At 68.2% G+C, this 25,073-nt stretch carries 25 protein-coding genes; 16 read left to right on the top strand and 9 right to left on the bottom strand.

Features of this window, described 5'->3' with window-relative positions; all coding sequences use genetic code 11:
• Genes ACWEOI_RS29770 through ACWEOI_RS29735 form a run of 8 tightly spaced genes read left to right on the top strand, consistent with a single transcriptional unit; the run spans position 1 to position 8,857 of the window.
• Positions 1 to 1,413 carry an MCE family protein gene (locus tag ACWEOI_RS29770; RefSeq protein ID WP_452361726.1) on the top strand — a complete coding sequence of 471 codons (1,413 nt, stop codon included), beginning with the start codon at positions 1 to 3 and terminating at the stop codon, positions 1,411 to 1,413.
• Positions 1,410 to 2,432 carry an MlaD family protein gene (locus tag ACWEOI_RS29765; protein ID WP_452361725.1) on the top strand — a complete coding sequence of 341 codons (1,023 nt, stop codon included), beginning with the start codon at positions 1,410 to 1,412 and terminating at the stop codon, positions 2,430 to 2,432. The genes ACWEOI_RS29770 and ACWEOI_RS29765 overlap by 4 nt, the downstream gene beginning before the upstream one ends.
• Entirely contained in the window at positions 2,429 to 3,439 is a 1,011-nt protein-coding gene (locus ACWEOI_RS29760; protein ID WP_452361724.1) for an MlaD family protein, read from the top strand. Before ACWEOI_RS29765 ends, ACWEOI_RS29760 begins: the two co-directional genes overlap by 4 nt.
• Positions 3,439 to 4,545: an MCE family protein gene (locus ACWEOI_RS29755; protein WP_452361723.1), complete on the top strand. Its 1,107-nt coding sequence runs from the start codon at positions 3,439 to 3,441 to the stop codon at positions 4,543 to 4,545. The genes ACWEOI_RS29760 and ACWEOI_RS29755 overlap by 1 nt, the downstream gene beginning before the upstream one ends.
• Positions 4,542 to 5,693, top strand: coding sequence for an MCE family protein (locus tag ACWEOI_RS29750; RefSeq protein ID WP_452361722.1), 1,152 nt, complete (start codon positions 4,542 to 4,544; stop codon positions 5,691 to 5,693). The genes ACWEOI_RS29755 and ACWEOI_RS29750 overlap by 4 nt, the downstream gene beginning before the upstream one ends.
• Complete coding sequence (locus tag ACWEOI_RS29745; protein ID WP_452361721.1) at positions 5,690 to 6,865, top strand: MCE family protein; 1,176 nt, start codon at positions 5,690 to 5,692, stop codon at positions 6,863 to 6,865. The genes ACWEOI_RS29750 and ACWEOI_RS29745 overlap by 4 nt, the downstream gene beginning before the upstream one ends.
• Before the next feature lie 10 nt (positions 6,866 to 6,875).
• The gene (locus tag ACWEOI_RS29740) at positions 6,876 to 7,616 is read left to right on the top strand and encodes a hypothetical protein (protein WP_452361720.1); all 741 of its coding nucleotides are present in this window, start codon (positions 6,876 to 6,878) and stop codon (positions 7,614 to 7,616) included.
• Positions 7,613 to 8,857 carry a TetR/AcrR family transcriptional regulator gene (locus tag ACWEOI_RS29735; protein WP_452361719.1) on the top strand — a complete coding sequence of 415 codons (1,245 nt, stop codon included), beginning with the start codon at positions 7,613 to 7,615 and terminating at the stop codon, positions 8,855 to 8,857. The genes ACWEOI_RS29740 and ACWEOI_RS29735 overlap by 4 nt, the downstream gene beginning before the upstream one ends.
• Here ACWEOI_RS29735 and ACWEOI_RS29730 read toward each other — a convergent pair.
• Together ACWEOI_RS29730 and ACWEOI_RS29725 are read right to left on the bottom strand one after the other, a co-directional pair.
• Positions 8,844 to 9,230, bottom strand: coding sequence for a VOC family protein (locus ACWEOI_RS29730; RefSeq protein WP_433672972.1), 387 nt, complete (start codon positions 9,228 to 9,230; stop codon positions 8,844 to 8,846). The genes ACWEOI_RS29735 and ACWEOI_RS29730 overlap by 14 nt on opposite strands.
• A gap of 63 nt (positions 9,231 to 9,293) precedes the next feature.
• Complete coding sequence (locus ACWEOI_RS29725) at positions 9,294 to 9,422, bottom strand: hypothetical protein (RefSeq protein ID WP_357287872.1); 129 nt, start codon at positions 9,420 to 9,422, stop codon at positions 9,294 to 9,296.
• Between the two features lie 170 nt (positions 9,423 to 9,592).
• Between ACWEOI_RS29725 and ACWEOI_RS29720 the strand changes: the two genes are divergently transcribed.
• Positions 9,593 to 9,988 (top strand): carboxymuconolactone decarboxylase family protein, encoded by a 396-nt coding sequence (locus tag ACWEOI_RS29720; RefSeq protein WP_433672971.1) that lies wholly within the window; start codon positions 9,593 to 9,595, stop codon positions 9,986 to 9,988.
• Positions 9,989 to 10,007: 19 nt separating this feature from the next.
• Complete coding sequence (locus ACWEOI_RS29715) at positions 10,008 to 10,169, top strand: hypothetical protein (RefSeq protein WP_452361718.1); 162 nt, start codon at positions 10,008 to 10,010, stop codon at positions 10,167 to 10,169.
• Between the two features lie 81 nt (positions 10,170 to 10,250).
• Here ACWEOI_RS29715 and ACWEOI_RS29710 read toward each other — a convergent pair whose 3' ends face one another.
• On the bottom strand, positions 10,251 to 10,898 hold the full coding sequence (locus ACWEOI_RS29710) for a maleylpyruvate isomerase family mycothiol-dependent enzyme (RefSeq protein WP_452361717.1): 648 nt from the start codon (positions 10,896 to 10,898) through the stop codon (positions 10,251 to 10,253).
• Between the two features lie 65 nt (positions 10,899 to 10,963).
• Between ACWEOI_RS29710 and ACWEOI_RS29705 the strand changes: the two genes are divergently transcribed.
• Positions 10,964 to 11,401, top strand: a complete 438-nt coding sequence (locus ACWEOI_RS29705; RefSeq protein ID WP_452361716.1) for a MarR family winged helix-turn-helix transcriptional regulator — start codon at positions 10,964 to 10,966, stop codon at positions 11,399 to 11,401.
• Here the strand turns inward: ACWEOI_RS29705 and ACWEOI_RS29700 are convergent.
• Positions 11,392 to 12,189 (bottom strand): MmyB family transcriptional regulator, encoded by a 798-nt coding sequence (locus tag ACWEOI_RS29700; protein ID WP_452361715.1) that lies wholly within the window; start codon positions 12,187 to 12,189, stop codon positions 11,392 to 11,394. The genes ACWEOI_RS29705 and ACWEOI_RS29700 overlap by 10 nt on opposite strands.
• Before the next feature lie 190 nt (positions 12,190 to 12,379).
• Here ACWEOI_RS29700 and ACWEOI_RS29695 point away from each other — a divergent pair, with 190 nt between their 5' ends.
• Positions 12,380 to 13,375 (top strand): terpene synthase family protein, encoded by a 996-nt coding sequence (locus ACWEOI_RS29695; RefSeq protein WP_433672967.1) that lies wholly within the window; start codon positions 12,380 to 12,382, stop codon positions 13,373 to 13,375.
• Here ACWEOI_RS29695 and ACWEOI_RS29690 read toward each other — a convergent pair.
• The 3 genes from ACWEOI_RS29690 to ACWEOI_RS29680 all read right to left on the bottom strand — a co-directional run bounded on the left by ACWEOI_RS29690 (position 13,372) and on the right by ACWEOI_RS29680 (position 20,053).
• Positions 13,372 to 14,379 (bottom strand): helix-turn-helix domain-containing protein, encoded by a 1,008-nt coding sequence (locus ACWEOI_RS29690; RefSeq protein ID WP_433672966.1) that lies wholly within the window; start codon positions 14,377 to 14,379, stop codon positions 13,372 to 13,374. The genes ACWEOI_RS29695 and ACWEOI_RS29690 overlap by 4 nt on opposite strands.
• A gap of 73 nt (positions 14,380 to 14,452) precedes the next feature.
• Positions 14,453 to 16,762 (bottom strand): serine/threonine-protein kinase, encoded by a 2,310-nt coding sequence (locus ACWEOI_RS29685; protein ID WP_452361714.1) that lies wholly within the window; start codon positions 16,760 to 16,762, stop codon positions 14,453 to 14,455.
• A 75-nt stretch (positions 16,763 to 16,837) separates the two neighbouring features.
• Positions 16,838 to 20,053: a protein kinase domain-containing protein gene (locus tag ACWEOI_RS29680; RefSeq protein WP_452361713.1), complete on the bottom strand. Its 3,216-nt coding sequence runs from the start codon at positions 20,051 to 20,053 to the stop codon at positions 16,838 to 16,840.
• 178 nt (positions 20,054 to 20,231) lie between these two features.
• Here ACWEOI_RS29680 and ACWEOI_RS29675 point away from each other — a divergent pair, with 178 nt between their 5' ends.
• Positions 20,232 to 20,738 carry a transglycosylase SLT domain-containing protein gene (locus ACWEOI_RS29675; RefSeq protein WP_452361712.1) on the top strand — a complete coding sequence of 169 codons (507 nt, stop codon included), beginning with the start codon at positions 20,232 to 20,234 and terminating at the stop codon, positions 20,736 to 20,738.
• 46 nt (positions 20,739 to 20,784) lie between these two features.
• On the opposite strand, the gene ACWEOI_RS29670 is transcribed toward ACWEOI_RS29675, so the two are convergent.
• Complete coding sequence (locus tag ACWEOI_RS29670) at positions 20,785 to 21,237, bottom strand: SRPBCC domain-containing protein (protein ID WP_452361711.1); 453 nt, start codon at positions 21,235 to 21,237, stop codon at positions 20,785 to 20,787.
• A 293-nt stretch (positions 21,238 to 21,530) separates the two neighbouring features.
• Here ACWEOI_RS29670 and ACWEOI_RS29665 point away from each other — a divergent pair, with 293 nt between their 5' ends.
• Positions 21,531 to 21,938: a hypothetical protein gene (locus tag ACWEOI_RS29665; RefSeq protein ID WP_452361710.1), complete on the top strand. Its 408-nt coding sequence runs from the start codon at positions 21,531 to 21,533 to the stop codon at positions 21,936 to 21,938.
• Positions 21,939 to 21,966: 28 nt separating this feature from the next.
• On the opposite strand, the gene ACWEOI_RS29660 is transcribed toward ACWEOI_RS29665, so the two are convergent.
• Positions 21,967 to 22,455, bottom strand: a complete 489-nt coding sequence (locus ACWEOI_RS29660; RefSeq protein WP_452361709.1) for a carbonic anhydrase — start codon at positions 22,453 to 22,455, stop codon at positions 21,967 to 21,969.
• Positions 22,456 to 23,039: 584 nt separating this feature from the next.
• On the opposite strand from ACWEOI_RS29660, the gene ACWEOI_RS29655 reads away from it, so the two are divergent.
• Together ACWEOI_RS29655 and ACWEOI_RS29650 are read left to right on the top strand one after the other, a co-directional pair.
• Positions 23,040 to 23,786 (top strand): glucose 1-dehydrogenase, encoded by a 747-nt coding sequence (locus ACWEOI_RS29655; RefSeq protein WP_452361708.1) that lies wholly within the window; start codon positions 23,040 to 23,042, stop codon positions 23,784 to 23,786.
• A gap of 31 nt (positions 23,787 to 23,817) precedes the next feature.
• A partial coding sequence (locus ACWEOI_RS29650) for a class I adenylate-forming enzyme family protein (protein WP_452361707.1) occupies positions 23,818 to 25,073 on the top strand: 1,256 nt, incomplete at its 3' end.

Raw genomic sequence — 25,073 nt, 5'->3', positions numbered from 1 at the left:
ATGATTCTCGATCCCAGCAGGCGGGGCCCCACGGCCCGCCACCTCACGCTGGCCGGACTCGCGCTGCTCACCACGGTGGCGCTGCTGCTGTATCTGCTGGCGCTGCGCTACAACGGCCGCTTCGAGGACAAGGTGCCGGTCACCGCGGCCCTCACCAGCACCGGCGACGGGCTGCCCGCCCACGCCGACGTGAAGTTCCGCGGCATGATCGTCGGCCGTGTCGAGGACGTGACCGTGGTGGCCAAGGGCGAACGGCAGGAGGCCGCCATCGCGCTCGAGCCGTTGGTGGCGAACACGATTCCGGCGAGTGTGGCGGCGCGGGTGATCCCGAACAATATCTTCGGGGTGACCGCGGTCGAACTGGTCGACACCACGCCCACCAAGGACACGCTGCGCGCGGGCGCCACCATTCCGGAGGACACCAGCACCGCGACGGTCCAGTTGCAGAGCACCCTCAATGTGCTGCGCACCGTGCTGAACAATATTCAGCCCGAGAAGCTGGGCCGGGTGCTGTCGACGCTGGCGGCGGCGCTGGATCCGTCGGCGCGGGTGCCCGGGTCCACGGTGGAGCGGCTCGACCGCTGGGTCACCGAGGTGCGCGGCATCGAGGGCGTCGGCGATCTGCTCGGCAATCTGGGCCGGGCGGCGACCGCGTTGAGCGAGTCCGCCCCGGATCTGGTGGGGACACTGGCCAAGTCGGTGACCACCGCGCGCACCCTCACCGAGCAGCGGACGGCGCTGGTCAGCCTGCTGACCAATGGCGGCAGCGCGGTGGACACGGTGAACGGGCTCTTCGCCCGCAATCCCGATTCCGGCAAGTTCCTGGTGTCGGGCCTGAACCAGCTCTTCGGCAGCCTCGCCCAGGACCCGCAGGCCATCCCGTTCGCCATCGCCAATCTCAATACCGCCCTGCAGCGGTTGCAGGGTGTCTTCACCTTCGGGCCCAAGAAGCAGATGGTGTGGCGGATGGACGTGACGTTCACGCCGTTCCAGCAGTACACGGCGGCGGACTGCCCCCGCTACGGGGAGCTCGGGGGACCGCGCTGCGGCGGGTCGACGGTGCCGGATACCGCTCCGGCGCAACAGTTCCCGCAGCAGCAGCTGCCCACCTGGCTCAATGCCGCCGGGCCCGCGCCGACACCGATCACCACGCCGGCGATTCCGGGCCTGCCGAGTCTGCCTGCCATTCCGGGTCTTCCGTCGATTCCGGGCCTGCCCGCGATTCCCGGGCTCACGGCGCCGGCGAGCGCGACCCAGCCCGCACTCGAGGCCGTTCAGCCCGCCGGTTTGCGCGGCAGCGACGCCGTCGCCGCGATCGTCGGCCACCGGCCGGACGCGGCCCAGCTGCTGTTGCTGACTCCCCTGCTCGCGGGCGGCGCCCTGGTGCCGGCCGAGACGGGAGGCGCGTCGTGAAGTCCGGAAAAGCCTTGGCGGGCTTCGGCCTGTTCGCCGCGGTCGCGATCCTGCTCACCTACACGATGTGGTCCACCCTGCAACGCACGGTGCCCGGCTCCACCAACTCCTACTCCGCCGTGTTCTCCGATGTCCTGGGCCTGCGGGTCGGGGACGACATCCGGATGGCGGGCGTGCGGGTCGGCCGGGTCGACAAGATCGACTTCACCGACGGTTACCGCGCCCGGGTGGACTTCCGCATCGAGGCCAAGCAGCATCCGACGACCTCGACGAAAGCCCTGGTGCGCTACCAGAACCTGATCGGCCAGCGCTATATCGCGCTGCTGCCCGGGAAGGACGCGGGCGCGGCAATGCCCGCAGGCGGTCAGATCCCGATCGAGCGGACCGAGCCATCCTTCGACGTCTCCTCCCTGCTGTCCGGGTTCGAGCCGCTGTTCAGCGTGCTGCAACCCGATCAGGTGAACTCGCTGTCGGAGACCCTGATCCAGGCGTTGCAAGGAAACGGCGTCTCGTTGAGCGCCCTGGTGACGCAGGCCGCGCAGCTGGCCGGGACCTTCGGGCAGCGCGACGAGATCCTGGGCCAGGTGGTCGGCAATCTCAGCAGCGTCGTGTCCGGCCTGGCCCACCGCAGCAATGAGCTCGAAACCCTGATCACCCAAGCGCGAGCGCTCACCGACGCGCTCTACGCGCAGGGCGGCACGCTGAAATCGTCCGTGGAACGCGTCGCGACGGCGACGGATTCACTGGTGGGCATCCTCGCCCAGGTGAAGCCGGGCGCGGCCCGCGCCCAGACCGACGCCTCCGCCGGTGTCGCGTTGCTGCTGCTCAATGGCGCGTCACTGGACAAGGCGGCCGTCGAGTTGCCCGACGTCCTCAATGGCGTCGCGCGGTTCAGCAGCTACGGCGCCTACGGCAACGCGTACCTGTGCAGCCTCGACGTCTCCCTGTGGGGCGTGCTGCTGCCGCCGGGCCTGTTCAACCAGATCGGCGGCCAATCACATTCGGAGGTATGCCGATGAGGCGGCTTCGCTACCCGGGCTTCCTGGCCAACCGGCCGCTGCGGCTGGGTCTGTACGCGTCCGGGTTCGTGGTGGCCCTCCTCGCCGGGTCCACCCTGATCGAGCAGGCGCACGTGGGCGACAGGACCATTCACGCCGAATTCGCCCAGGCCGCCGGATTGCGTCCGGGGGCGACGGTGGACGTCTCCGGCATCGAGGTCGGCCAGGTCAGCACCGTGAAGCTGGACAACGGCAAGGTGCTGGTGGACATGAAGGTGCAGCGCGAGATCAAGCTCGGCGACGATGCCCGCGCCGCCATCAAGATGTCCACCATCCTGGGCCGCCTGCACGTGGAGCTCACCCCCGGCAGCGGGCGGACCCTGTCCGGCGACCGGATCAAGCTCGACCACACCTCGGTGCCCTACAACCTGGGCAAGGTCGTGCAGGATCCGCAGTACAAGAACGCTTTCGACCGCGTCGAGAAGCTGGATCCGCAGAAACTGCGCAACGCCCTGGACCTGGTGGACCAGCAGATGGGCAATTCCCCCGAGCTGACCGTCAAGGCCCTGGACAGTGTCGGTGCGCTCGCCAAGGTGATCAATGACCGTCGCGACGAGGTGGACACCCTGCTCCAGGGTATGGACACCGTCTCGCAGCTGGCCTCGGACAACCAGAACAGCGTGCTCATGCTGCTGACCCGTGGCGAGGCCATCGGCAGCGCGGTCCAGAAGCGGCAGGCGCTGCTCAAGCAGTTGCTCGACAATGTCGCCGCGCTGTCGAAGCTGTTGCAGCAGATGGGACTCGAGAACAACAACCAGCTCGGTCCGCTCATCACCGACCTGAACACCATGTCGGAGGGCCTCGACAAGAACAAGGACAACCTGGCCCGGCTGTACCAGATCATGCCGGTGACCTTGCGGCAGTTCAACAATGTGCTCGGCGACGGGCCGTACGGAAACGTGTACGCGCCGTGGCTGTTCCCGGACAACTGGCTGTGCTTCGCGCAGGCCGTGCAGGGGTGCAAGTGATGCAAATACGCAGACGATTCCGCCTGGCCGCGGTGTGCGGCGCGCTGCTGCTCACCTCGGCGTGCGGACTGCTGCCCGATTCGATCGGCTCGCTGCCCAAGGAGTATCTGGGCGCGCGCATGAAGGTCACCGCGGATTTCGAGAGCGTCGCGGGCCTGTACGCGGGCAATGAGGTGGCGGTGCTGGGGGTTCCGATCGGGACCGTCGAAACCGTCACGCCCAAGGGCAGTTACGTCCAGGTCACCATGTCGCTGGACAAGGACGTCAAGATTCCCGCGGATGCCATTGCGGCGCTGGTGAATCCACAGTTGATCACGAATCGTCACGTGGAGTTGGCTCCGGCCTACACCGGCGACGGGCCGACCCTCGCCGACGGGGCCTATATTCCGCTGCAACGCACCCGCGTTCCGGTCGAGCTGGATCGGATCCTGGCCACCTTCTCCCAGCTCGGCGATGCGCTCGAGGGCGACAACACCACCGGGCCGATGGCCAGCCGGGTGCTGTTCCCGCTGCTCAACGGCAATGGCGACAAGCTGCGCCAGACCCTGGACCAGCTGTCGGGCGCGTTCGAGGTGACCTTCGCCAACAAGGACCAGATCTCCAACACCATCGTCAAACTCAATGACATCACCCAGGTGATCGCCGCCAACGATCAGACGGTCCGCGATTTCAGCGCCCGGCTCACCGAACTGGTGAACCTGATGGGCGAGCAGGCCCCCGGCATCGACGCGGTGCTGCGCCAGCTCGACGACTTCGTCACCAATACCGCGACCCTGGTGGGGCAGAACAAGGATCAGCTGGCCGGGGCGCTGACCCGCTTCGTGGCCATCTCCGATCAGATGCGCGCCAATGCCCGCGGCCTCACCGAGATCGTGGACGTCGGGCCGCTCATGTTCCAGAACCTGGCCAATGCCACCAGCACCGAACACCAGGCGCTGCGACTGCACGGCCTGCTGGACAAGTCGGTGCTCGACGGCGAGATCCTGTCCACCTTCTGCGAGCGCATCCAGATGCGGCTGGACGGCTGCCGCACCGGCAAGGTGGCCGACTTCGGACCCGACTTCGGCATCACCGCCGCACTACTGGGGATCACGAATCTGAAATGACACTACGCACAACGGCTCTCGGCGGGGTCCTGACCGCCGCCACGCTGCTCACCGCCACCGGGTGCGCGGTCACCGTGGACAGCCTCCCCATGCCCAAACCCGGTCTGGGCGCGCCCGGCTACACCGTGCACGCGTCCTTCGCCGACGCGCTGAACCTGCCCGACCACGCGCACGTCAAGATCGGCGGCACCGATATCGGGGTGGTCACCAAGATCGAGACCACCAACTTCCTGGCCGATGTGCGCATGCTGATCCGCGAGGACATCCGGCTGCCGCGCGGCACCACGGTCGAACTGCGCCAGGCCACCCCGCTCGGCGACATGTTCGTGGCCATGACGCTGCCGTCGGCCGCGGACGCCGGGGAGCCGCTGCGCGACGGCGAAACCATCGGCACCGACCACACCGCGGCGGGCGCCTCGGTGGAGCAGCTCATGATGTCGATCTCGCTGCTGCTCAACGGCGGCGGCATCAATCAGGCCGCCAAGATCACCGGCGAGATGAACTCCATGTTCGGCGGACGCGCGCCCGAACTGTCGCATCTGATCACCGAGATGACCGCCGCCATCGGCGCGCTCAACGCCCGCACCGGCGATATCGACTCCGTTCTCGGCGGGTTGAACTCGCTCTCGGGTGAGCTGGCCCGGCGCAAGGAGCAACTCGGCGCGGCCGCGGACACCTTCCCGGCGCTGATCGGGCTGCTGACGGAGAACAATCAGCAGATCGTGGACCTGCTGTCCAAGGTGGCCACCACCACCGACGCGCTCGGCGACTTCGCCACCACCACCGGCGGCGATTTCGTGGGGCTGTTCAACAGCATTCAGGCCCTGATGTCCGGCTTCGCGCAGAGCGATCAGCTGACCGGGGCGCTGGACGGGCTGCACGCCATCTATCCGTCGCTGATGGCCAGCCTGCGCGGTCCCGCGCTGGCGGTGGCGGCGACGGTGTCGTACCTGAGCGTGGGCGCGCTGACCGATCCGCACGGCAGCCGCTGGCCGGAACTCGGTGACGCCGGGCAGTTCATCGGCAGCCTGACCCAGGTGCTGGAGAAGGTGTTCGGGCGGCTCACGAGCCCGCCGCGACCGCCCGGCGTGCAGCCGGGCCAGCCCGAGACCCAGCCGGTACTGCCGGAGCAGGGAGGGGATCGATGAATCCGCCACTGTGGCAATGGGTGGTCCAGCGCCGGATCGCCATCGCCAATCTCGGGCTGATCGTGGTGCTGATCCTCGGGTCGGGCTATATCGGCGGCTACGTGCTGCGGTTCAACCCGATTCCGCACACCTACAAGGTGACCGTGGAACTCGTGTCCTCGGGCGGGCTGCTGCCCGGCAACGACGTCACGTTCCGGGGCAGCCGCGTCGGCAAGGTCAGTGATGTGCACGTCGACGGAGACGGGGTGGCCGCGGTCGCCGAGATCGACGACAGCGCCCGGATTCCGCTCGGCGGAACCGTGGCGGTGGGGCGGCTCTCGGCGGCCGGGGAACAGTATCTGGACTTCCGGCCCGACTCCGACACCGGGCCCTACCTGCACGACGGGTCGCTGGTGGAGCGGACGCGGACCAGCGTGCCGGTGCAGATCCAGTCGGTGTTCAGCAATCTCGGCGATCTCGTCGGCGGCATGAACCCGGATCGGCTCACCGTGATCGTCGACGAGCTGGACAAGGCCCTCGCCGGCGGACCGGATCGCTTGCGCAACATGATCTCCGGCCTGAGCCGGGCCATGGCGGGCCTGACCGACCTGCTGCCGCAGACCCGGCAGCTGATCGAGAATCTCGAGGTCATCGCCGGAACCACCCAGCACGCGCAGCCCGACCTGGGCACCCTGACCAAGGCGGGCAGCGTGCTGTTCGACCAGTTCGCCTCCGCCGACCAGGAATTGCGCAAACTGCTCCAGCAGGGACCCGGCCAGCTGGCCACCCTCAACGGGTTCATCTCCGAAACCCAGGACCCCATCACGAATCTGGTGACCAACTTCGTCGCCGTCACCCGCGCGGCCAAGCTGCGCGCACCCGCCATCGCCGCGCTGTTCCCGGCCCTGCGCGCCGGATCGCAGGCGCTCGGCGTGCCCGCGCACGACGGCGCGTACAACACGCTGGTCGATCCGTGGCCGCGGCCCAGCTGCGACTACCAGACCATCCCGGTGGTGCCGACCAATGTCCAGGCCGACAACCGGGTGCGGCTCTACAACTACTGCGTCACCAGCGATCCGGCCCTGCAGGTCCGCGGGTCGGCCAACGCGCCGCGACCCGACGTGCCCGACAACGGGGCCACCACACCGCCGGGGGCCACCGGCAACGAAATGTCCCAGCCCGTCCCCCGTTAGGAGACTTCCCATGAGCGACAACACCATCGACCAGCACCCGGACGAGACCACCGGCATCGAGGGCACCCCCGCCGTGCCTGTCGACATCGAGAAGACCACGACCGTGCCCGTCGACAAGGCCGAGACCGCGGCCGTCGACATTCCGGAACCGAAGACCACCGCGACCGAGGCGGACACCGCCGCCCCGAAATCGACCGGGCACACGTGGAAGTCACGCCTGCGCACGACGTCGCTGCCCACCCTGGGCCCACGCGGCCGCATCGCCGCCTGCGCCGCCGTGGTGCTCGCGCTGGCGGCGTCGATCGGGTCCAGCATCGTGCTCTACCAGCACGACGCCGAACACAAGGACCTGCTCGCCGCTCAAGAGCAGGCCCGGGCCGCGGCCTGCGCCTACGCGCCGATCCTGGCGACCTACGACGCCAAGAGCCTCGACGCCTACTTCACCGGCGTCCTCGACGGCGCGACCGGCGACTGGCGCAAGCAATTCGACGCCACCAGCAAGGATCTGCGTGACGTGCTCACCCAGGGCCAGGTCGTGTCCAAGGCCACCGACGTGCAGTGCGCGGTCCGCAATGTCGACCGCGACTCCGCCGAGGCCATCGTGGTGATCGGCCAGACCATCACCAGCCTCGGCACCCAGGGCAAGCCCGCGCCCGGCCAGCTGTCGATGGTGATGCGACTGCAGCGTTCCGGCGACCGGTGGCTGGTGAACAAGGTGAATTCGCCGCTGGCGCAACAGCCGCAGTCGTGAACCGGGCGAGGACGCCCGCCCCCGAACCGGGTGCGCGGGCGGTTCGGCGACGGCCGAAGAACCGGCGCGCCCAGATCGCGGCGGTGTCGGCCGCGGAATTCGCGGCCCAGGGCTACCACCGGGTGAGCATGGACGACATCGCCGCCCGGCTCGGCATCACCTCCACCGCGCTGTACCGGCACTATCCGAGCAAGTACGCGCTGTTCGCCGGTGAGCTGCTGCGACTGGGCGAGGTGACGGTCGCGGCGGTGAGTCTGCCCGAGGTGGCGGCGGGCTGGCCCGCGCGGCGGCGGCTCGGGTACGGGATCGACGGGATCATCGCCGAGACCATCGTGAACCGGACGACGGTCGGGCTGGCCCGGTGGGAGCACCGCTACCTCGACGACCCCGACAAGCGCACGGTGGACCAGCATTTCAGCACCGCGCTGGCAGACCTGAGCGCCCTCATCGACGCGGTCCGGCCCGGCCTGTCCGCGCGCGAACTACGGGTGCGGGCCATCGGGGTCTTCAGCACGGTGAGCTGCCTCGGCGACCACCGCGTCGTCCTCGCCTCCAAAACCCTTGCCGTCCTGCTGAATACGGCCTGCTGGGCGATCATCGCCGCCGACCTGCCCGAGCCCGCCCAGCCGCCGCCCGCCCCGCGCGCGGTGGAGACGCCGCTCTCGCTCAAACACGAGCTGCTGTTGCAGTGTGCGGTGCGGCTGTTCTACGAGCGCGGCTACCCGAATGTCAGCGTCGAGGACATCGCGATCGCGGCGGGCCTGCCGTCCACTTCGGCGGTCTACCGCTACTACCGCGGCAAGAGCGATCTGCTCGAGGCCGCCTTCCGCCGCGCCGCCGACCGCATGTCGGCCGTCATCGCCCCCACCCTGGCCGAATCCTCCGGCCCCGCCGAGGCTTTGGCCAAACTCATCGACATGTACGTGGCCGGGGCCTTCGACGAACGCGAACTGATCTTCGTGTACTTCGCCGAATTCGGCCACGTCCCCGACGACGAACGCGCGACCCTGCGAGTGGTGCAGCGCATGGTGGTCACCGAATGGGCGGCCCTGCTCACCCGGGTCCGCCCCGGTCTCACCCCCGCCGAGGCGGCCGTCCTGGTGCACGCCGCCCTCGGCCTGGTGGTGGACTACGCCCGCGTCTTCGGCGACGACGAGCGAATCTATCCGCGCCAGTGGGTGATTCGCCTCATGGAGGCCGTCCTGTTCGGACCGGCCCAGGTCCGGACTAGGCCGGAGTGACGATCTGGATCAGATTGCCGCAGGTGTCGTCGAACACCGCGGTGGTCACCGGGCCCGCTTCCACCGGCGGCTGGGTGAACTTCACGCCGAGCCCGCTCAATCGCTCGAATTCGGCCCGCACATCCGCGACCTGGAAGGAGGCCGCGGGAATCCCGTCACCGACGAGCGCGTCCTTGTACGGCTTCACCGCCGGATGTCCGTCGGGCTCGAGCAACAATTCCGCCCCCTGCGGGTCCTCCGGCGACACCACGGTCAGCCATCGGGCCGCGCCCAGCGGAATGTCGTGTTTCTTCTCGAAGCCGAGCACCCCGCTGTAGAAGTCGAGCGCCTTCTGCTGGTCGTCCACGAAAACACTGGTGATGTAGATCCGCATGGTTCCTACCCTTCCTGTGCGCCGGCCGCGGGGCGACCGGATTCGTGAGAGTCCCTCGTCCGGCTAGTTCGCGACGTGCTCGCCGTCGCACCACTGCTCGGCCGGAACAGCCGCCTTGACCTGGTCGATGTGGTCGCCACACCCTGCCCAGGTGATCTTGCCGCAGGTCTGGCAGGGGGTCGGTTGACACATGGTTGCTCCTCGGGCCGATCGGATGGGTTCGGGTGGATGGTATCGGGTTCGCGGCCCGGTTCGTGTTGCCGGGCCCGGCCGTGACCACGCCCTCCAGGATACCCCCTGGGGTATGCTACGGTGGTTGCTATACCCGGTGGGGTATCCGTGAAGCAGTCGAAGGAGTAGGCATGTCCGCACCGCACGAGACCACGCAGGCGTCGCCGCACGGGAAGGCCGTGCTCAGCGAGCTGTCGCCGTTGCACCGGGAGCTGCGGCGCGCGATTCCCGACGTGTACAAGGGTTTCGGCGAGCTCAGCAAGGCGGCGTTCGCGCCGGGCGCGCTGGATCGCAAGACCAAGGAGCTCATCGCACTCGCCATCGGCGTCGTCGAGGGCTGCGACGGGTGCGTCGCCTCGCACGGTCAGGCGGCCGCGCGGGCCGGGGCGACCAGGCAGGAGGCCGCCGAGGCGATCGGCGTGACGTTCCTGATGCACGGCGGCCCGGCCACCATTCACGGCGCTCGCGCCTATGACGCGTTCTGCGAATTCGCCGACGCCATCGAATCCGGCGAAGCGCCCGCCTGAGAACACGGAGGACTCTCGAATGTGTCGAGCGACGCGGTGCCGGACCTGCGGTAAGACCACCTGGGCCGGATGCGGGGCGCATATCGCCCAGGTGCGCGCCGGGGTTCCGGCCGATCAATGGTGCGCGGGGCACGAGCAGGTCGCCGGCGGCGGCTGGATTCGGCGGATCCTCGGCCGGTGACGGCACCGGTGTACCGGTGACGACATTGTCGTACCGGCCCGCGATCCCCTCCGCCACGGGCCGGTACGACGGATCGGGAGTTCAGGCCAGCTGACGAGCCAGGCGCGGAATACCCTCACCCGCAACCTGATCCAGCGCGGCGGTACGGCCGGTGACCAGGAGCAGCAAGGCGAGAATCGGGCCGTTGATCTCGCCACCGGTGCCGTGGGTCCAGTCGACATCGGTGGCGACGAGCCGAATTCCGTCCAGGCGGTGGCGATCCCAGACGGGCCACCCGCACGCGGCGGCCGTGTCTGCACCAGCGGCAGCCGCCTCGGGATCCACGTCGAGGACCCGGCCGAGCGGGATCGCGATGTCCTGGCCGTGGACGATGGTGTCGAACAGGATGTTTCGATAGTTCGTGAGTTTCGGCAGCCGCCGCGAAGCGGCATGGTCGCCGAGCTCACACACCAGTTCCGAGGTCGGCCGTTGCGCGTACCGGGTGGTGAGGTCGTCGATCATCCGGTTGTAGTCGCCGCGGACGCGGAGCGCCGTGCGCAGCAGCACGCCCGGCGAAGGCGGATTCGGCGTTGCCGCGATGTGCGCCGCGACTTCGCGAACCCGCCAGCCCGCGCACAGCGATGGCGTCTCCCATTCGGACGGCGTCAGATCCGCGAGCAGGGCGGCGATTGCCCGGCGCTGCTGTTCGATGTGCCGCCAACTGTTCTCACGGTCCATGGTGTTCCCCATGCCAATGATTAGTCAGATACACTGACTAGTATGGTCAGCGTCTCTTACCAAGTCAAGGAGTGGGGATGTCCGGCGACGAGCTGAATGCCGGGCTGCTCATGTTCATCGCGTACCGGGCCATGGAGGACCGGATCTTCAGCGCCCTCGCCGCGGCCGGGTTCGCGGATATCAGCGTGGCGCAGGGCAGACTCGCGGCCCGGATAGCGGCCGAGGGGTCGCGCATCACCGAGCTGGCCCAACAGGCGCAGGTCACCAAACAGACGGCCGGATTCCTGGTGGATCAGCTCGAACGTGCCGGATACGTCGAACGCACGCCGGATCCGCGCGACGGCCGTGCCCGCCTGGTCCGGCTCACCGCCCGCGGCCGGGCGCTGGCCGAGTACTCCAACGACATCGCCGATGCCGTCGAAGCCGAATGGGCCGCGCACCTGGGTGAACGTCGCATGCGCGCGCTGCGCGAGGCCCTCACGCAACTGCGCGACATCACCGACCCCTACGCCTGATCCTCGCCCAGGCCGCGCAGACCGATGAAGATCTGCATGCGCCCGGGATAGGCCGTGCTGTTGACATTGAACAGCTGCCCGACGATCCGCGCCGTGGCACCGTCGCCGTTCCGCAACCGGATGACCGGGCGGGCGCGCTCGTAGCGGGCGGTGGTGTCCGACCAGATCTCCAGGAACAGCGGGAACCGGCCCAGCTCCTGCAGCAGGTCGTCGAACCAGCTGGTGTCGCCGAATTGGGCGATGTAGCCGTGCAGCCACTGGATCGAGATCCGTAGCTCCCGCTCCCATTCGACCAGCGCGTGCCGCGCTCGGGGATCCCCGAGCATCCACCGCAGCAGATTGCCGTCCTGGGTCAGCCCCGGGAAACCCGCGGCGAAGCTGTCGTTCCACATCAGGACGTTCAGGCGGGTGTCGACATAGGCGGCCAGGTGCGGCTCGTACAAGGCCAGGGCCTGCGGAATACCGCGCCCGAGATCGGCGCGCAGGTCATCGGTCGAGGGCTGCTCCACCGGACCCAGTCCGGCCAGGTCCGACAATTGCCGGAATTCCTCCGGGGCCAGTGCCGCCAGGCGATCGAGATAGCGCATCAACGCCGTCACCACTTCACGGGTGGGCCGCTCGCGTTCGCCCTTCTCCAGGTGATTCACATAGCTGGCGCTGACCCCCGAGTTGAATGCCAGCCGCTCCCGCGACACGCCGCGCGCATCGCGTAGCCGGCGCAATACCGACCCGAACGTGGGCGCATTGGGAAGCCCGTCCCCCGCCACCTCGGTATCGAATTCCTCCATCGCCGCCTCTCCCACGCGCGAACCTTCCGGTGTGCAGATTCTTCCATTCCCCCCAATCAGCGCGTGTCCCAGGGGAAACTGGGCGATACTGGACGAATCGGGCGTGATCGGATGGCGGGGAGCCGGCTCGCAGTCCAGGGTCGGCGGATGAGGCCAAGCGGATTCACGCTCGCCGAAGGAGCTGTCCCCCATGGTTTCCGAGCGAATCATCCTTCCCGACTTCTACATGCCGTATCCGCCGGAAGGAACCAATCCCCGAGCCAGAGCCGCCGAATCCAAGATGTGGGAATGGCTGGTCAACCTGGATCTCGTTCCCGAGGAGTTGTCCCGACGCAGAGTGGCGGGTTCCCGCCCGGTAGAGATGTATTCGATGTGGTGCCCCGACGCCGACGTCGAATCACTCGCGCTGCTCGCCGAATTCACGGCGTGGGCGTTTATCGTGGACGACCAGTTCGATATCGAAATGCCCGACCCCCGAAGGTGTTTGGCCACCATTCACCGGCTGGAGACGGGTTTCGACCTCGACGGCACACCGTCCGGGGTGCTGGCGACCGGCTTCCAGGACCTGTGGCGCAGACTGTGCCGCGGCCGCTCACCGCAATGGCGACGCGCGGTGCGCGCCGAGATCGTGGAATGGTGGTGGAGCTACTACACCGAGAGCGTCCGCACCATCACCGGTGATCTGCCGGAACTCGTCGAATACCGCACCCATCGGCAGATCTCGGTGGCCATCTACATGCTGCTGGATCTGAGCGAGATCACCTACGGGATCGATCTACCCGACACGGTCCGGCAACTGCCCGCCATGAAGACCCTGCGCGCGGCGGTCACCGAGCACATGGGGTTGATCAACGACGTGCATTCCCTGCCCGCGGACGAGGCGGTCGGTTACGCCTACAACGCGGTGCTGCTGGCCGAATATCACCTCGGCTGCACCAGGACTCACGCCCTGCGCGTGGTCAACGAGATGCTGACCGATTGCATTCTGCGGATCGGCCGGATGGAGGAAGCCCTCGCCGAGGAACTCGACGTACTCGGCGTCACCGGGCAGGCCCGCGACGACACCCTGCACACGCTGGAGGACTATCGCCGATACGTGCGCGCCAACTTCGACTTCCACTACCGCGCACCGCGGTACACCAGCCCGCCGATCGAGGCGCTGGCCCACGGGCAGTTGTTGTCCTAGTCCGCGGCCGGATGGCTCTCGCGCCGGGCGCCGGAGGCGTCGATGGCGTACTGGGAGCGGAATTCGCCGGGCGTCATACCGGTTTCGAGCTGGAACGCGCGGTAGAAGTGCCGGTCGGAGGCGAAACCCGCGGCGGCTGCGATGGAGTTGAGGGATCGGGTCGGCTCCGACCGCAGCTGCCGCCGGGCGTGTTCGATGCGCATACGGCGGATCAGCGCGCCCGGGCCGCCCAGCCCCTCGCACATGCGGAACAGGGTGCGCCGGGACACCAGGCAGGCCTTGGCGATCTCGTCGACGGTGAGGTCGGGATCGGTGAACCGTTTTCGTAGGTAGGCCATCATCTGCTGGCGGGTGTAGAGCGAATCAGCGGGCGCCGGTGAGGCTTTCCCGACCGCGAGCAGGAGCGCCGAGGCCAGCATGCCGGTGGTTTGCCCGTCGAAGGCGAGATTCGCCCGCTCGGCTTCCTCATTGGTCAGTTCGGCCATGTCGCGGAAGAAACGGGTGACCACGCCCATGGCGCCGTCGGCGGGAATCGGCACGGCGAAAGGCAATTCGTCGCGGGCCAGCCCGGCGTAGTCGAGGACCGGCTGCAAGGGCGCGCGCAGCAACGTCGACATCGCATTGTCGGTGGTGCGGCTGACCAGGGGCTGCGCGCTGTCGTAGAAGGCGATGGACCCGGCCACCGATTCCGCGGTCCGTCCCTGCTGCTCTGTCCAATTCGTCCCTTCCAGCACGATATTGGCGAGCAGGAACTCCCCTTGCGACCGCGCGACCATCCGCTGCGTCCGGTTCACCTGCTGGGCGCTGGCTCGCATGAGCGCCACCGACACTCGATCGAACTGGGTGCTGGTGATCTTGCCGTTCCAGCACCCGTCGTGTAGCGGCGAGATCGCTGAAGGCACGATGGCATCCGCCATCAGTGCTTCCCACTGCTCGAAGGCATCACGCGGCTTCAGCGTCGAGGACGAGCGCACCTCGACTGTAACGGAGGCGGTTTGCTCCACGTCCGCATCTTCCCACCGCATGTGCCCGCGCGGGACTGGATTCTGAGGAATAGCGGGACCCGGAGTCGTTCGATCACCGCCGATCAGAGCTGGAACGCAAGGGTTTCGGTATGTGCGGGGACATCAGGACGACGCTGGATGTCGTCGCCACCCGTTCGAGCGCCTCGAGGTCCTTCTCGATGACGCCGTACAGCAGATACGCGAGCACGAAACCGATGATGCCGCCGACGCACAGGATCCGCACCGCCCAGATGATGGACTCGATATCCACCCCGGGCAGGAACGTGACCCCGGTGACGCCGACCAGCGGCACGGCGGCCGCCACGGTCAGATAGAAGCCGGTGCGCCCGGCGAGCCGGTGCAGGTGGTCGATATCGGCGGCGTCGGAGCGTCCGTGTTCCAGGAACACCGGGTACAGGCACCGCACCACGTACCAGGTCAGCCCGAAGTACGGGTACGACACGGCCATCGCGCCGCACACCACGACCGACAGCAGGAAATGCACGTAGGTGGCGTACGGCACGCCCCCGGCGATCAGGTTCAGCAGGACCGGGAACACGATCCCGCCGAGCACCCAGAACACGAAGGCGATCCACACCACCCGGGGGCCGAGCCGGAGTGCGTCGATGCGGGCGCGGGTGAGCGTCTCATCGGTGAAGTCCCAGCCGATGCGCAGGCCGACGAGGACCAGCACGAGGCGGCGCGCGGCGAAGAGGATCAGCGCCGCCGCGACCACGATCGCGAGCGGATACAGCACCAGCGCAACATATTCGAATGTATGCTGGGCCTGCGGCGTGAGCTTACCGACGATCAGCGTCCTGCTGTAGTAGTAGTTGTATCCGACCGCGATCAGGTTCGGAATCGCGATCGCCAGCGCGAGGATCGGGATCGCCCACAGGGGTGCGGTCGGCAGCCACCGGCGCTGCGGCGCGTCCACCAGCTCCCGGGCCCGCGGGTCGAGGCACAGTTCGAATTGCTGAGCCAGCTCCGCGCCATTGGCCCAGCGGTCCTCTTTCTTCGGCGCCAGGCAGGTCAGCAGCACGCGGCGCAGTGAGGGCGGAGTGTCGGCGGGGAGGTCGTCGAGGAATTCCTGGGCGATCGGGCGGCGGCGCACCTCGAGCAGTTGTTCGACCGCGGCCTGCGAATCCTTCGCCTCGAGCTTGGGAAACGGCCGCCGCCCGGTCAGCAGCTCCCACAGCACGACACCGAGCGAATAGATGTCGCTGCGCGTGTCCAGGTCCTCGACCGTGCCGGGCAGTGCCGGGTGGCTGGCGGCCAGGTGCTCGGGCGACATGTAGGCCAGGGATCCACCGAAGTAGGCGACCGGGCTGCTGCCGGCGACGTGGTCGCTGGCGCTGATATTGAAGTCGGCCAGTTTCGGGACGCCGTCAGCGGTGAGCAGCACGTTCGCCGGTTTGATGTCGCGGTGCAGGACGCCGTGCTCCTCGGCGTAGTCCAGGGCCTCGGCGAGCCGGCGACCGAGCCAGGCGATCGTCTCCGGCCAGGACAGCGCGGCGATCTCGTCGCGCACCCGGGCGCCCGAGGTTCGCAGCTCACCCTTCTGTTCCAGCGCCGAGTCGGCGGCGTCGAGCAGCAGCTGCCCGCCGCGTTGATCCGGCGGGGTCTCGCGCACGCGGTTCAGGACCGCGGACAGTGTTCCGCCGGGCAGGTACTGCATGTACATGAGTTTCAGCGCGCGGTCCGGCAGTACCCGCTGGTCATAGACGCGCACGATGTAGTCGTGGTCCAGCTGGGCCAGCGTCTGCGGTTCGGTGCCGTGGTCGGTGGAGACCTTCACCGCGACCAGCCGCTGCATCGAGAGTTGCCGTGCCAGAAAGACTCTCGCGAACACGCCGCGGCCCAGTTCCAGCAGCAGGTCGAAGTCGTCGATGCGGTCGCCGGGTTCGAGTTCCTCACTCGCGACCGGCGGGCCGGTCCGATCCACGAGGGTGCTCTCGTAGGGGTCGTTCGGCCGCAGGATGGCGTCGATCTGCTCCGCGTATTCGGGATAGTCCCGCGCGTATTCGGCGACATCGATCCGGACGCCGGCGCGGCGCAGAATATGGAACTCCTCGTAGAGCAATTGCCGCGGCATCGGGCCGGACGCCAGTTCCGGAAACCGGGCGCGGTATTCGGCGAGCCGCTTCGGGTGCTCGTAGCGCAGCCATCGGTATTTCAGATCCACCTTGATCAGTGCGATCAGCGAGGCCCGGCGCGCGGTGTCACCGGTCAGCGCGAATTTCGCGAGATCGGGGGGCAGGCTACCGGATTCCCATGCGGCCGTGAACTCCTCGACCGCGTCGACGAGCCGCAGCAGAGTATTCGCGGCACGATCGGCCAACGGATCGAATACCGCGGTTGCGTTCGCGTTCGGCTCGGTCATGGCGGTCACTCCGGGGTGAAACTCCGAGGCGTCTTACCCAGACCACGGTATCCGGAATTCCGGACATCCACGAGATCAGGACTGTTCCGCCACCCAGGCGGCGATCTGCGCGCGGGAGGCGAACCCCAGTTTGACCAGGATGTGCTCGACGTGGCCCTGCGCGGTGCGCTGGGAGATCACCAGGCGGGAGGCGATCGCCCGGTTCGTCAGACCCTCCGCGACGAGCTCGGCGACCTGGCGTTCCCGTTTGGTCAGCACCTGCGGGGCGGTCTCGCCGGCCGGGGACGGTTCGTCGAGCGCGAGGCGTACGGCGGAGTCGAGGCTCAGGGCTTCCCCTTCGTGGCGGGCCCGGTCGAAGGCGCGCGGGCCCAGCGCCTCGCGGCTGCCGCGCATGCAGTCGGAGCGGTAGGTGAGCAGGTCACGGACCATGAGGGTCGCGGTGCCGGCGAGGCGGCCCAGCTTGTCGGCCGCGCCCATGAGGACGGCCGCGCGGCGCGGTTCGTTCCGGTCGGCGGCGATCCAGGCCAGGGTCTCCAGGCAGCCCGCGGCCACCAGCGGCTCGGTGATCAGGGCGGACAGCCGGACGCCCTCCTCCAGGAGGCGCTTGGCGCGGTCGACGTCACCGGCTCGCCAGACGGCGAAGCCCGCCGCGAACAAGGCCCAGGACCGGTAGATCGATTCGCCGGCGGTCGCCGTCATGGCGAGCGTCTTGTCGTGGCAGGCGACGGCCCGGGTGGTGTCGCCCCCGAGGGCATAGGCCCAGCCCAGGGACAGTTGCGCATCGAACTGCATGCCGAGTTCGCCGCACGCCTCGTATTTGCTGATCGCGTCGGTCAGCAGGGCGGCCGCGTCGGACTCGCCGACATTGCCGCGGGCCAGCGCCGCATTGGCGTCGACGTGGTCGAGCAGGGCCGCGACCAGCGGGTCCGGGGTCTGCTGGGCGAGGACGCGGAGCTCGTCGAAGCGCTTGTTCGCCGTCGCCAGGTCACCGGTCAGACCCACGAGAGTGCCCGCGGCGAACAATGCCCGGGCGCGATCGGTGGTACGGCCGCCGGGGTGGCCGAGCACCCGCTCGTACCAGCGGCAGCCCTCGTGGAGCCGCCCGCGCAGTCCCCAGAACAGGTACATGCCGGTGACCATCCCGAGGCCGCCCTCCTCGGACTCGGACAGGTTGTACTCCAAGGCTTTTCGAAGATTCGGCAGTTCCCGTTCGAGGCGGGCGACCCAGTCGAGCTGACGCGGGCCGATGATCTCGGCGTTCGCCTCCCGGACCAGCCCCTCACACCAGTCCCGGTGGCGCCGATGCAGGTCCGGGTACAGGCCGGACTCCTCGGCCTGCTCCCGGCCGAATTCCTGCACGGTCTCGAGCATCCGGAAGCGCACCGCCCCGTCGGTTTCCTGCCGGACCAGGATGGACTTGTCGACCAGCGCGGACAGGGTGTCGAGGACCTGGTATTCGGGCAGGTGACCGGCACACACCTGCTCGACCGCGTCGAGTTCGAAGCCGCCGTTGAACACCGACAGGCAGGCCCACAACGTCTTCTCGTCGGGGGTGCACAAGTCGTAGCTCCAGTTGATGGAGTACCGCAGGGTCTGCTGCCGTTTCGGGGTGCCCCGGCCGCCACGGGACAGCAGGGCGTACCGGTCGCTGAGTCGAGTGCGAATCTGCTCGACCGACATGGTGCGCAGGCGCGCGGCGGCCAGCTCGATCGCCAGCGGCAAGCCGTCGAGGCGGGCGCAGATCTGCGCGATCGCGGGCTGATTCGCGTCGGTCATCTCGAAGCCCGGCAGGGCCGCGGCGGCGCGTTCGACGAACAGCGCCACGGCGTGCGACTGCGCCGACGCGCGTTCCTTGCTCGACTCGGGAACGGTCAGCGGCGGAAGCGGATACACGGCTTCGCCGCCGATGCCGAGGGCCTCGCGGCTGGTAGCCAGAATTCGCACATTCGGGCAGACCCGCAGCAGTGCCTCCGACAGCTTGGCGGCCGCGTCGATCACGTGCTCGCAATCGTCGAGGACCAGCAGCAGATCGTGCGGGGCCAGCGCCTCCACCAGGGTGTCGAGCACGGATATGACGCCCTGGCTTCGGATTCCGAGGGCGGCGGCCACCACATCGGGCAGCAAGGCGTCGTCGTGCAGCTCCCCCAGTTCGACGAGCCACGCGCCGTTCGGGAACCGCTGCCGGGTCTTGTGCGCGACTCGCAGTGCGAGCCTGGACTTTCCGACCCCGCCGATCCCGGTCAGGGTCACCAGGCGGGACCCGGCCAGCAGGTTGACGACCTCGGACAGCTGGGTCCGGCGATCGACGAAGCTGGTCAGTTCGAGCGGCAGATTGCCGGTCCCGTCGTGCAAGCCGTCACTGTGCAGCCGCGGAACTCGGTGCGATGCGATCATTTCCGATCCTGTGAGTGATTCGGATTCGGTGCCCGGTTCGTCGCGCACCGCCATCTCGTCGACCGGGAAGCCGCGTTCGATCTGGATCCGGCGCAGCTGGTCGCCCAGGGAGGCCGCGGTCGGACGGTCGTGCGGGTCGCGGGACATGGCCGCTTCGATCACCGTGCGGACATCCCAGGGGATCTCGATCTCGCTGAGTTCGGGATTCGCGGGGGTGGCGATCCGCACGGGCCGAGTCCCGTCCTCATGGTCGGGTTGCTCGACGGTGACACGGCGGGTGAGCGCGCAGAGCAGGGTGGCTCCCAGCCCGTAGACGTCCGAGCCGCGGCTGGGGGCCTGCCCGCCGAGCACCTCGGGCGCGGTAACGGCTTCCGAGCTGGCGACGTCCGCGATGCCGAAGTCGGTCAGCACGGGCTCGTCGTAGTCGGTGAGCAGGATGTTCGCGGGCCGGATATCGCGGTGGACGACCCCGGCGCGATGCGCGGATTCGAGCGCCCCCGCGATCCGCACCCCGATGTGCAGGGTGTCGGACAGCGACAGCGGACCGTCGGCGTGGAGCCGTTCACCCAGCGAGCCCCGGGAAAAATACGGCATGACCAGGTAGGGACGGCCGCCGTCGGTCTCGCCGACCTCGAGCATGCTGACGATGTTCGGATGCCCGGTGAGACGTCCCAGCGCGCGTTGCTCGCGGAAGAACCGTTCCCGATCCTCGTCCAGGTCACCTGTGAGAACTTTCACCGCCACATCCCGTTCCGCGGCGACCTGGGTGCAGCGGTAGACGATTCCGAGTCCGCCGCGCCCGATCTCGTGCGCGCCTTGGAATCCGGCAGCGCTCAGCTCCGTGACGACGTCGGAACCGGCATCACGCTGCGTTTCGAATGGATCGGCTTGGACCATCGGTAACTCGCAAATCGCCAGCAAGCGGGCACCAATCAGCTTATCTCCCCCCACACGTGCGCGGCGGAAATAGGTATATGCCCGGCAGAACGACCGTCGTGCGCAGGTATTCCCCCGACCGACAGTGGTTTCACCGCCGAGCGACCGCACGGCATCGAAAATCCTCAGGAGAACCACCATGGCTACCGGACACCGCTCCCCCTCCCGGACCGCCCGCCGTCTCGCCGCTTGCGCCCTGGCCGCCGCCGCATCGCTGTCGATCGTGGCAACCGCCCAGGCCTCGGCACTCGTCCCGGACGCTCCGGCGCGGACCCTGCCCGCAGCCGTGAACCTCTCGGCCACGAAGATCGCGCCGACCGCCGCCTCGAACGACCTCGACGGCTGGATCCGTGAAGCCCTGGGCGTCATGGGCGCCCACGGGATTCCCGGCAGCTACGAGGGCATCCACCGCAATGTCATGCGCGAATCCGGCGGTGACCCCGGCGCCATCAACCTCTGGGACTCCAACGCCGCGGCGGGCATCCCGTCCAAGGGCCTGCTCCAGGTGATCGACCCGACCTTCGAGGCGTACCACGTCGACGGCACCTCCTGGGACATCTGGGATCCGGTCGCCAACATCGCCGCGGCCTGCAACTACGCCGCGGCCCGCTACGGCTCGATGGACAACGTCGACTCGGCGTACTGACCACTCGATACGCTCCACCCGCTCGGGCGGTGATCCACTCCTCGGATCACCAGCCCGGCCGGAGCATTCCGGGATGCGCGTCCCGGACGGTTCCCAGCTCGATCCCGAACTCCAACAAGGCTTTCGCCCCGCTCAACATCCAGGTGAAGCCCCCGGTCGAGTCCGCCGCGTAAGCGACCATCTCCTCGATCGTCCCCGTCACACCGGTCTCGTTGACCGTCATCCGGGTCATCCCCTCCCCCCAGGGCTCGAACCCGAACTCGACCGTGGTTGCGTTCCAATCGAACACGATCCGCTGATCCGCGACCACCTCGGTCACCCGCACCTCACTCGAGACGCCGTACATCTCCCAGGTCCAGGTCAATTCCGCGCCCGCCACCACCGGCCCACTGCTCCGCGTGAACCAGAACCTGGACGTCACCTCCGGATCGACGAACGCGTGAAAGACCTCCGCGCACGGCCGCCGGATCAGAATCTCGGTATCGACAACGGGAATCATCAAGCCTCCTACACGGTCGCCCGGCCCCCACTCTCCGTACCTCGCTCACCCTAGGCGCGACCCGTTTCCGGTGGTCGAGCCGGGTGCTCGCCTCCACCCCACTGAACTGTGCAGCACCCTCGATCCGCCCGATCGCCGGCATAGCCCTGCGCCGGTCCGCCACTCCGACCTGAACTCGAGCACATCCTGGTGTCGGCGCCCGCCCCGGAACCGCCCCAAAGCCGCCCCGGGAACCCGCGTCCGAATCATGATGGGACACACCACGTTCGCAGTCGGCGGGAGATCCACACATCATGTCGGTGAAAGCCATATCGGTGAGCGTGACGGCCGTGCTCGCCGCACTCGCTCTGACCGGGTGCGGCTCCAATAGCAGCGCGTCCGACCAACCGAACACGACGATCGCGTCCACGACCACCCAGCCCGTGTCGACCACACCGGGGTCGTCGCTGTCCCCGGCCGCGGCGGCAGCAAGACGCTCGGCATGCGTCGGCATGCATGCGGTGCTCGCCCTGGCCTCCAGAAGCCACGCCGGAGACCCCCAATGGTCGTTGCAGAACGCCGCCGACGACCTCCTGACCGAATGGCTGACCAGCCCCGACGCCGCAGCCGCGACACCCGACGAAAACGCCGGCTTCACCGCCGGCGCGCGCGACGCCGTCACCCTGGTCTCACGCGGCCAGAGCTACGACCAGTGCCCGTAGACCCGCCCAGCCCGCGCGCGGCGTGCGCTCAGGAGGGTGCGCCCGACAGGACCTCGACCTCCCCGGTATCGAGGGAGTAGTAGGCGCCCACCACCGCCATCCGGCCATCTCCCACCATCGACGCCAGATCCGCGTTGCCACGCAACCGATCAGCGATTAGCCGTACCTGGGCCCGCGCCATGGCATCGGGACGATCCTGGTCAGCGTCGCGCACCTGCTCGTAGGCCGGGCGCAAAGCGAGCGCTATCTCCTGCAGATTGCCCGGCAGCGCCTTGCCCGTACGCAAGGCCTCCTCCGCGGCGATGACCGCACCGCACCGCTGGTGCCCGAGCACCACGATCAACGGCGTGCCACCGGTGAGCGGCCCGTACTCGGCGGACGCCTCCACCAGTGGTCCCATCACCTGCGCACCGGTCCGCAGCACGAACAGATCGCCGAGACCGACATCGAAGAGCAGTTCCGGGGGCACCCGAGAATCGATGCAGGACAACACGACACAGTACGGGTTCTGCTTCATTGCAAGGAGTTCTCGCCGATCCGGATCGCGGTCGGGATGATCGAGATTGCCCTTGACCCAGCGCCCGTTTCCCGCCGTCAGTCGCGACCACGCCGCCGCGGGAGTCGACGGCGCCGGAGCCTCGGGCGAGGCCGACGCGATCGGGGTCGATGTTTGCCCCTCCGACCGAGACGAGTCCGAACACGCGGCCAACGACCCCGCCGCGAGCATCACTCCACCCGCCAGCACCCCCCGACGCGACAGACCCTCGTGAGCCGAACCCATAGGTATCCACCTCCGGTCGACATCGCGACAGACAGCTATCAACGAGTTACCGTACGCGCGATTCCGTCGTCCCACGCGGCGAATCGTGAAATGTCTTGCGCTCGAGTCTGTTCGGCGGCGCTCGCACCCATCCCGGCTCGGAATTTTCACGGTCGCGACCCGCGCGCCCATGCGGTCAGCGATCGCAGTACCGGTCGACCCACGACCGCGTAGTCGGATCGGCCACGCTTCAATCATCATTTCAATCACTGATTGAAACAGTGATTGAAGACATGATTTACTGCGCGTATGACAGAGAACACTCGACGGCTGGATCGATCATGAGTAGGCGTGTGGCGGGCAAAGTGGCCCTCATCAGTGGTGGCGCGCGCGGAATGGGCGCCGCGCACGCGCGTGCCCTGGTCGAACACGGGGCCAGGGTGGTGATCGGCGATCTGCTGGATTCCGAGGGTGAAGCGCTGGCGGCCGAGTTGGGTGCGGCGGCGCGTTTCGTTCACCTCGACGTGACCGACGCCGAGCAGTGGAAACAGGCGGTCGACGTGGCGGGCGAGGAGTTCGGCTCGCTGAGCGTCCTGGTGAACAATGCCGGAATCGTCAACGGCAACACCATTGCCGACTTCGACCCGGCGGCCTGGCGGCAGATCGTCGACATCAACTTGACCGGCACCTTCTTCGGAATCCAGGCGGCGACGACGGCGATGACGACGGCCGGCGGCGGTTCGATCATCAACATTTCCTCGGTGGAGGGTCTGCGTGGGAGCGTCGGATTGCACGGCTACACCGCCACCAAGTTCGCGGTGCGCGGTCTGACCAAGTCGGCCGCACTGGAGCTGGCGCAGCACAATATTCGCGTCAATTCGGTGCATCCCGGCATGGTGCGCACACCGATGACCGAGGGCATTCCCGAGGACTTTCTGCAGATCCCGCTCGGCCGTGCCGCCACCGCCGAGGAGGTCGCGCATCTCATCGTGTACCTGGCGAGCGACGAGTCCAGCTACACGACCGGCGCGGAGCACGTCATCGACGGCGGCCTGATCGTCGGCGTGCCCCACAAGACGTTCGGATGACGCACGCACTACCGATTCGAGGATTTGATTCATGACCAACGCCGTTGACCTCCAGAAGCTCGCCACACAGGTGACCGCACAGCTGACCGGCCCAGGAGGTCCGTTCGAAATAGCCGTCGAGCAGGTGCTGGGTGCACCGCAGCCGGTCTTCAAGCACCGCCGAGGATCACTGTTGGAGCTGTTGGAGGCCTCCCGTGACCTGGGCGACCTCGACTACCTCGTGTCCGCGCGCACCCGCTACACCTTCGCCGAGCACCACACCGCCGCCGGCGCGCTGGCCGCCGCATTGGCCGAGAAGTACGGCGTCGGCAAAGGCGACCGGATCGGCATCCTGGCCGCCAACACCCCCGAATGGGTGGTCACCTTCTGGGCCGCGCAGCGTCTGGGCGCGATCCCGGTGGGCTACAACGCCTGGTGGGCATCGCGCGAGATCGAGTACGGCTTAGCGCATTCCACCCCGAAGGTGGTGATCGCCGACGCCAAGCGCGCGGCGGTCGTGGCGGAGACCGGCACCGAAATCCCTTTGCTCACCATGGAGACCGACCTGCCCGCGCTGATCGCGGAGTTCGCGGGCGGCAACCCGGCCGCCGAGATGACCGAGGACAATCCGGCGATCATCCTCTACACCAGCGGCACCACCGGCCGCCCCAAGGGCGTGGTGCACACCCAGCGCAACCTCGTCGCGGTCGCCGACTACCACCGCTTCACCGACGCACTGGCCGCCGCCTTCCGCGGCCAGGCCTGGGACGGTTCCCCGGCCGGCCGCCGACATCTGGCCACCATGCCACTGTTCCACATCGCCAGCCTGCATAACATCGCGATCCCGCGCCTCACCACCGGTGACGCGATCATCTTCCCGACCGCGGGCGAGTACGATGCCGAATCGCTGCTGAAGCTGGTCGAGACAGAGCAGGTCACCAACTGGGCGGCCGTACCGACGCTGGCCAGCCGCATTCTGGGCGTGGACATTTCACGCTATGACCTGTCCTCGTTGGCGGCGTTGTCACTCAACTCCGCCCCTTCGTCCCCAACGCTCGTGCAGCGGCTGCGTGAACGCTTCCCCGTCGCATTACAGGGTCTCACCACCAGCTACGGCTGCACCGAGTCCGGCACCGCCGCGACCGTGGCGACCCCGCCGGAACTGGCCGCCGACAACGAGACCGTGGGCCGCGCCGTGGTCGGCGTCTCGCTCGAGGTCCGGGATCCGGACGGCAAGCCGGTGCCCGACGGCGAGGAGGGGGAGATCTGCATCCGCAGCCCCTACGTCATGCTCGGCTACTGGAACAA

It is taken from the genome of Nocardia sp. NPDC004340 (assembly GCF_053602575.1).
This window is presented reverse-complemented; position numbering and strand designations above follow the sequence as displayed.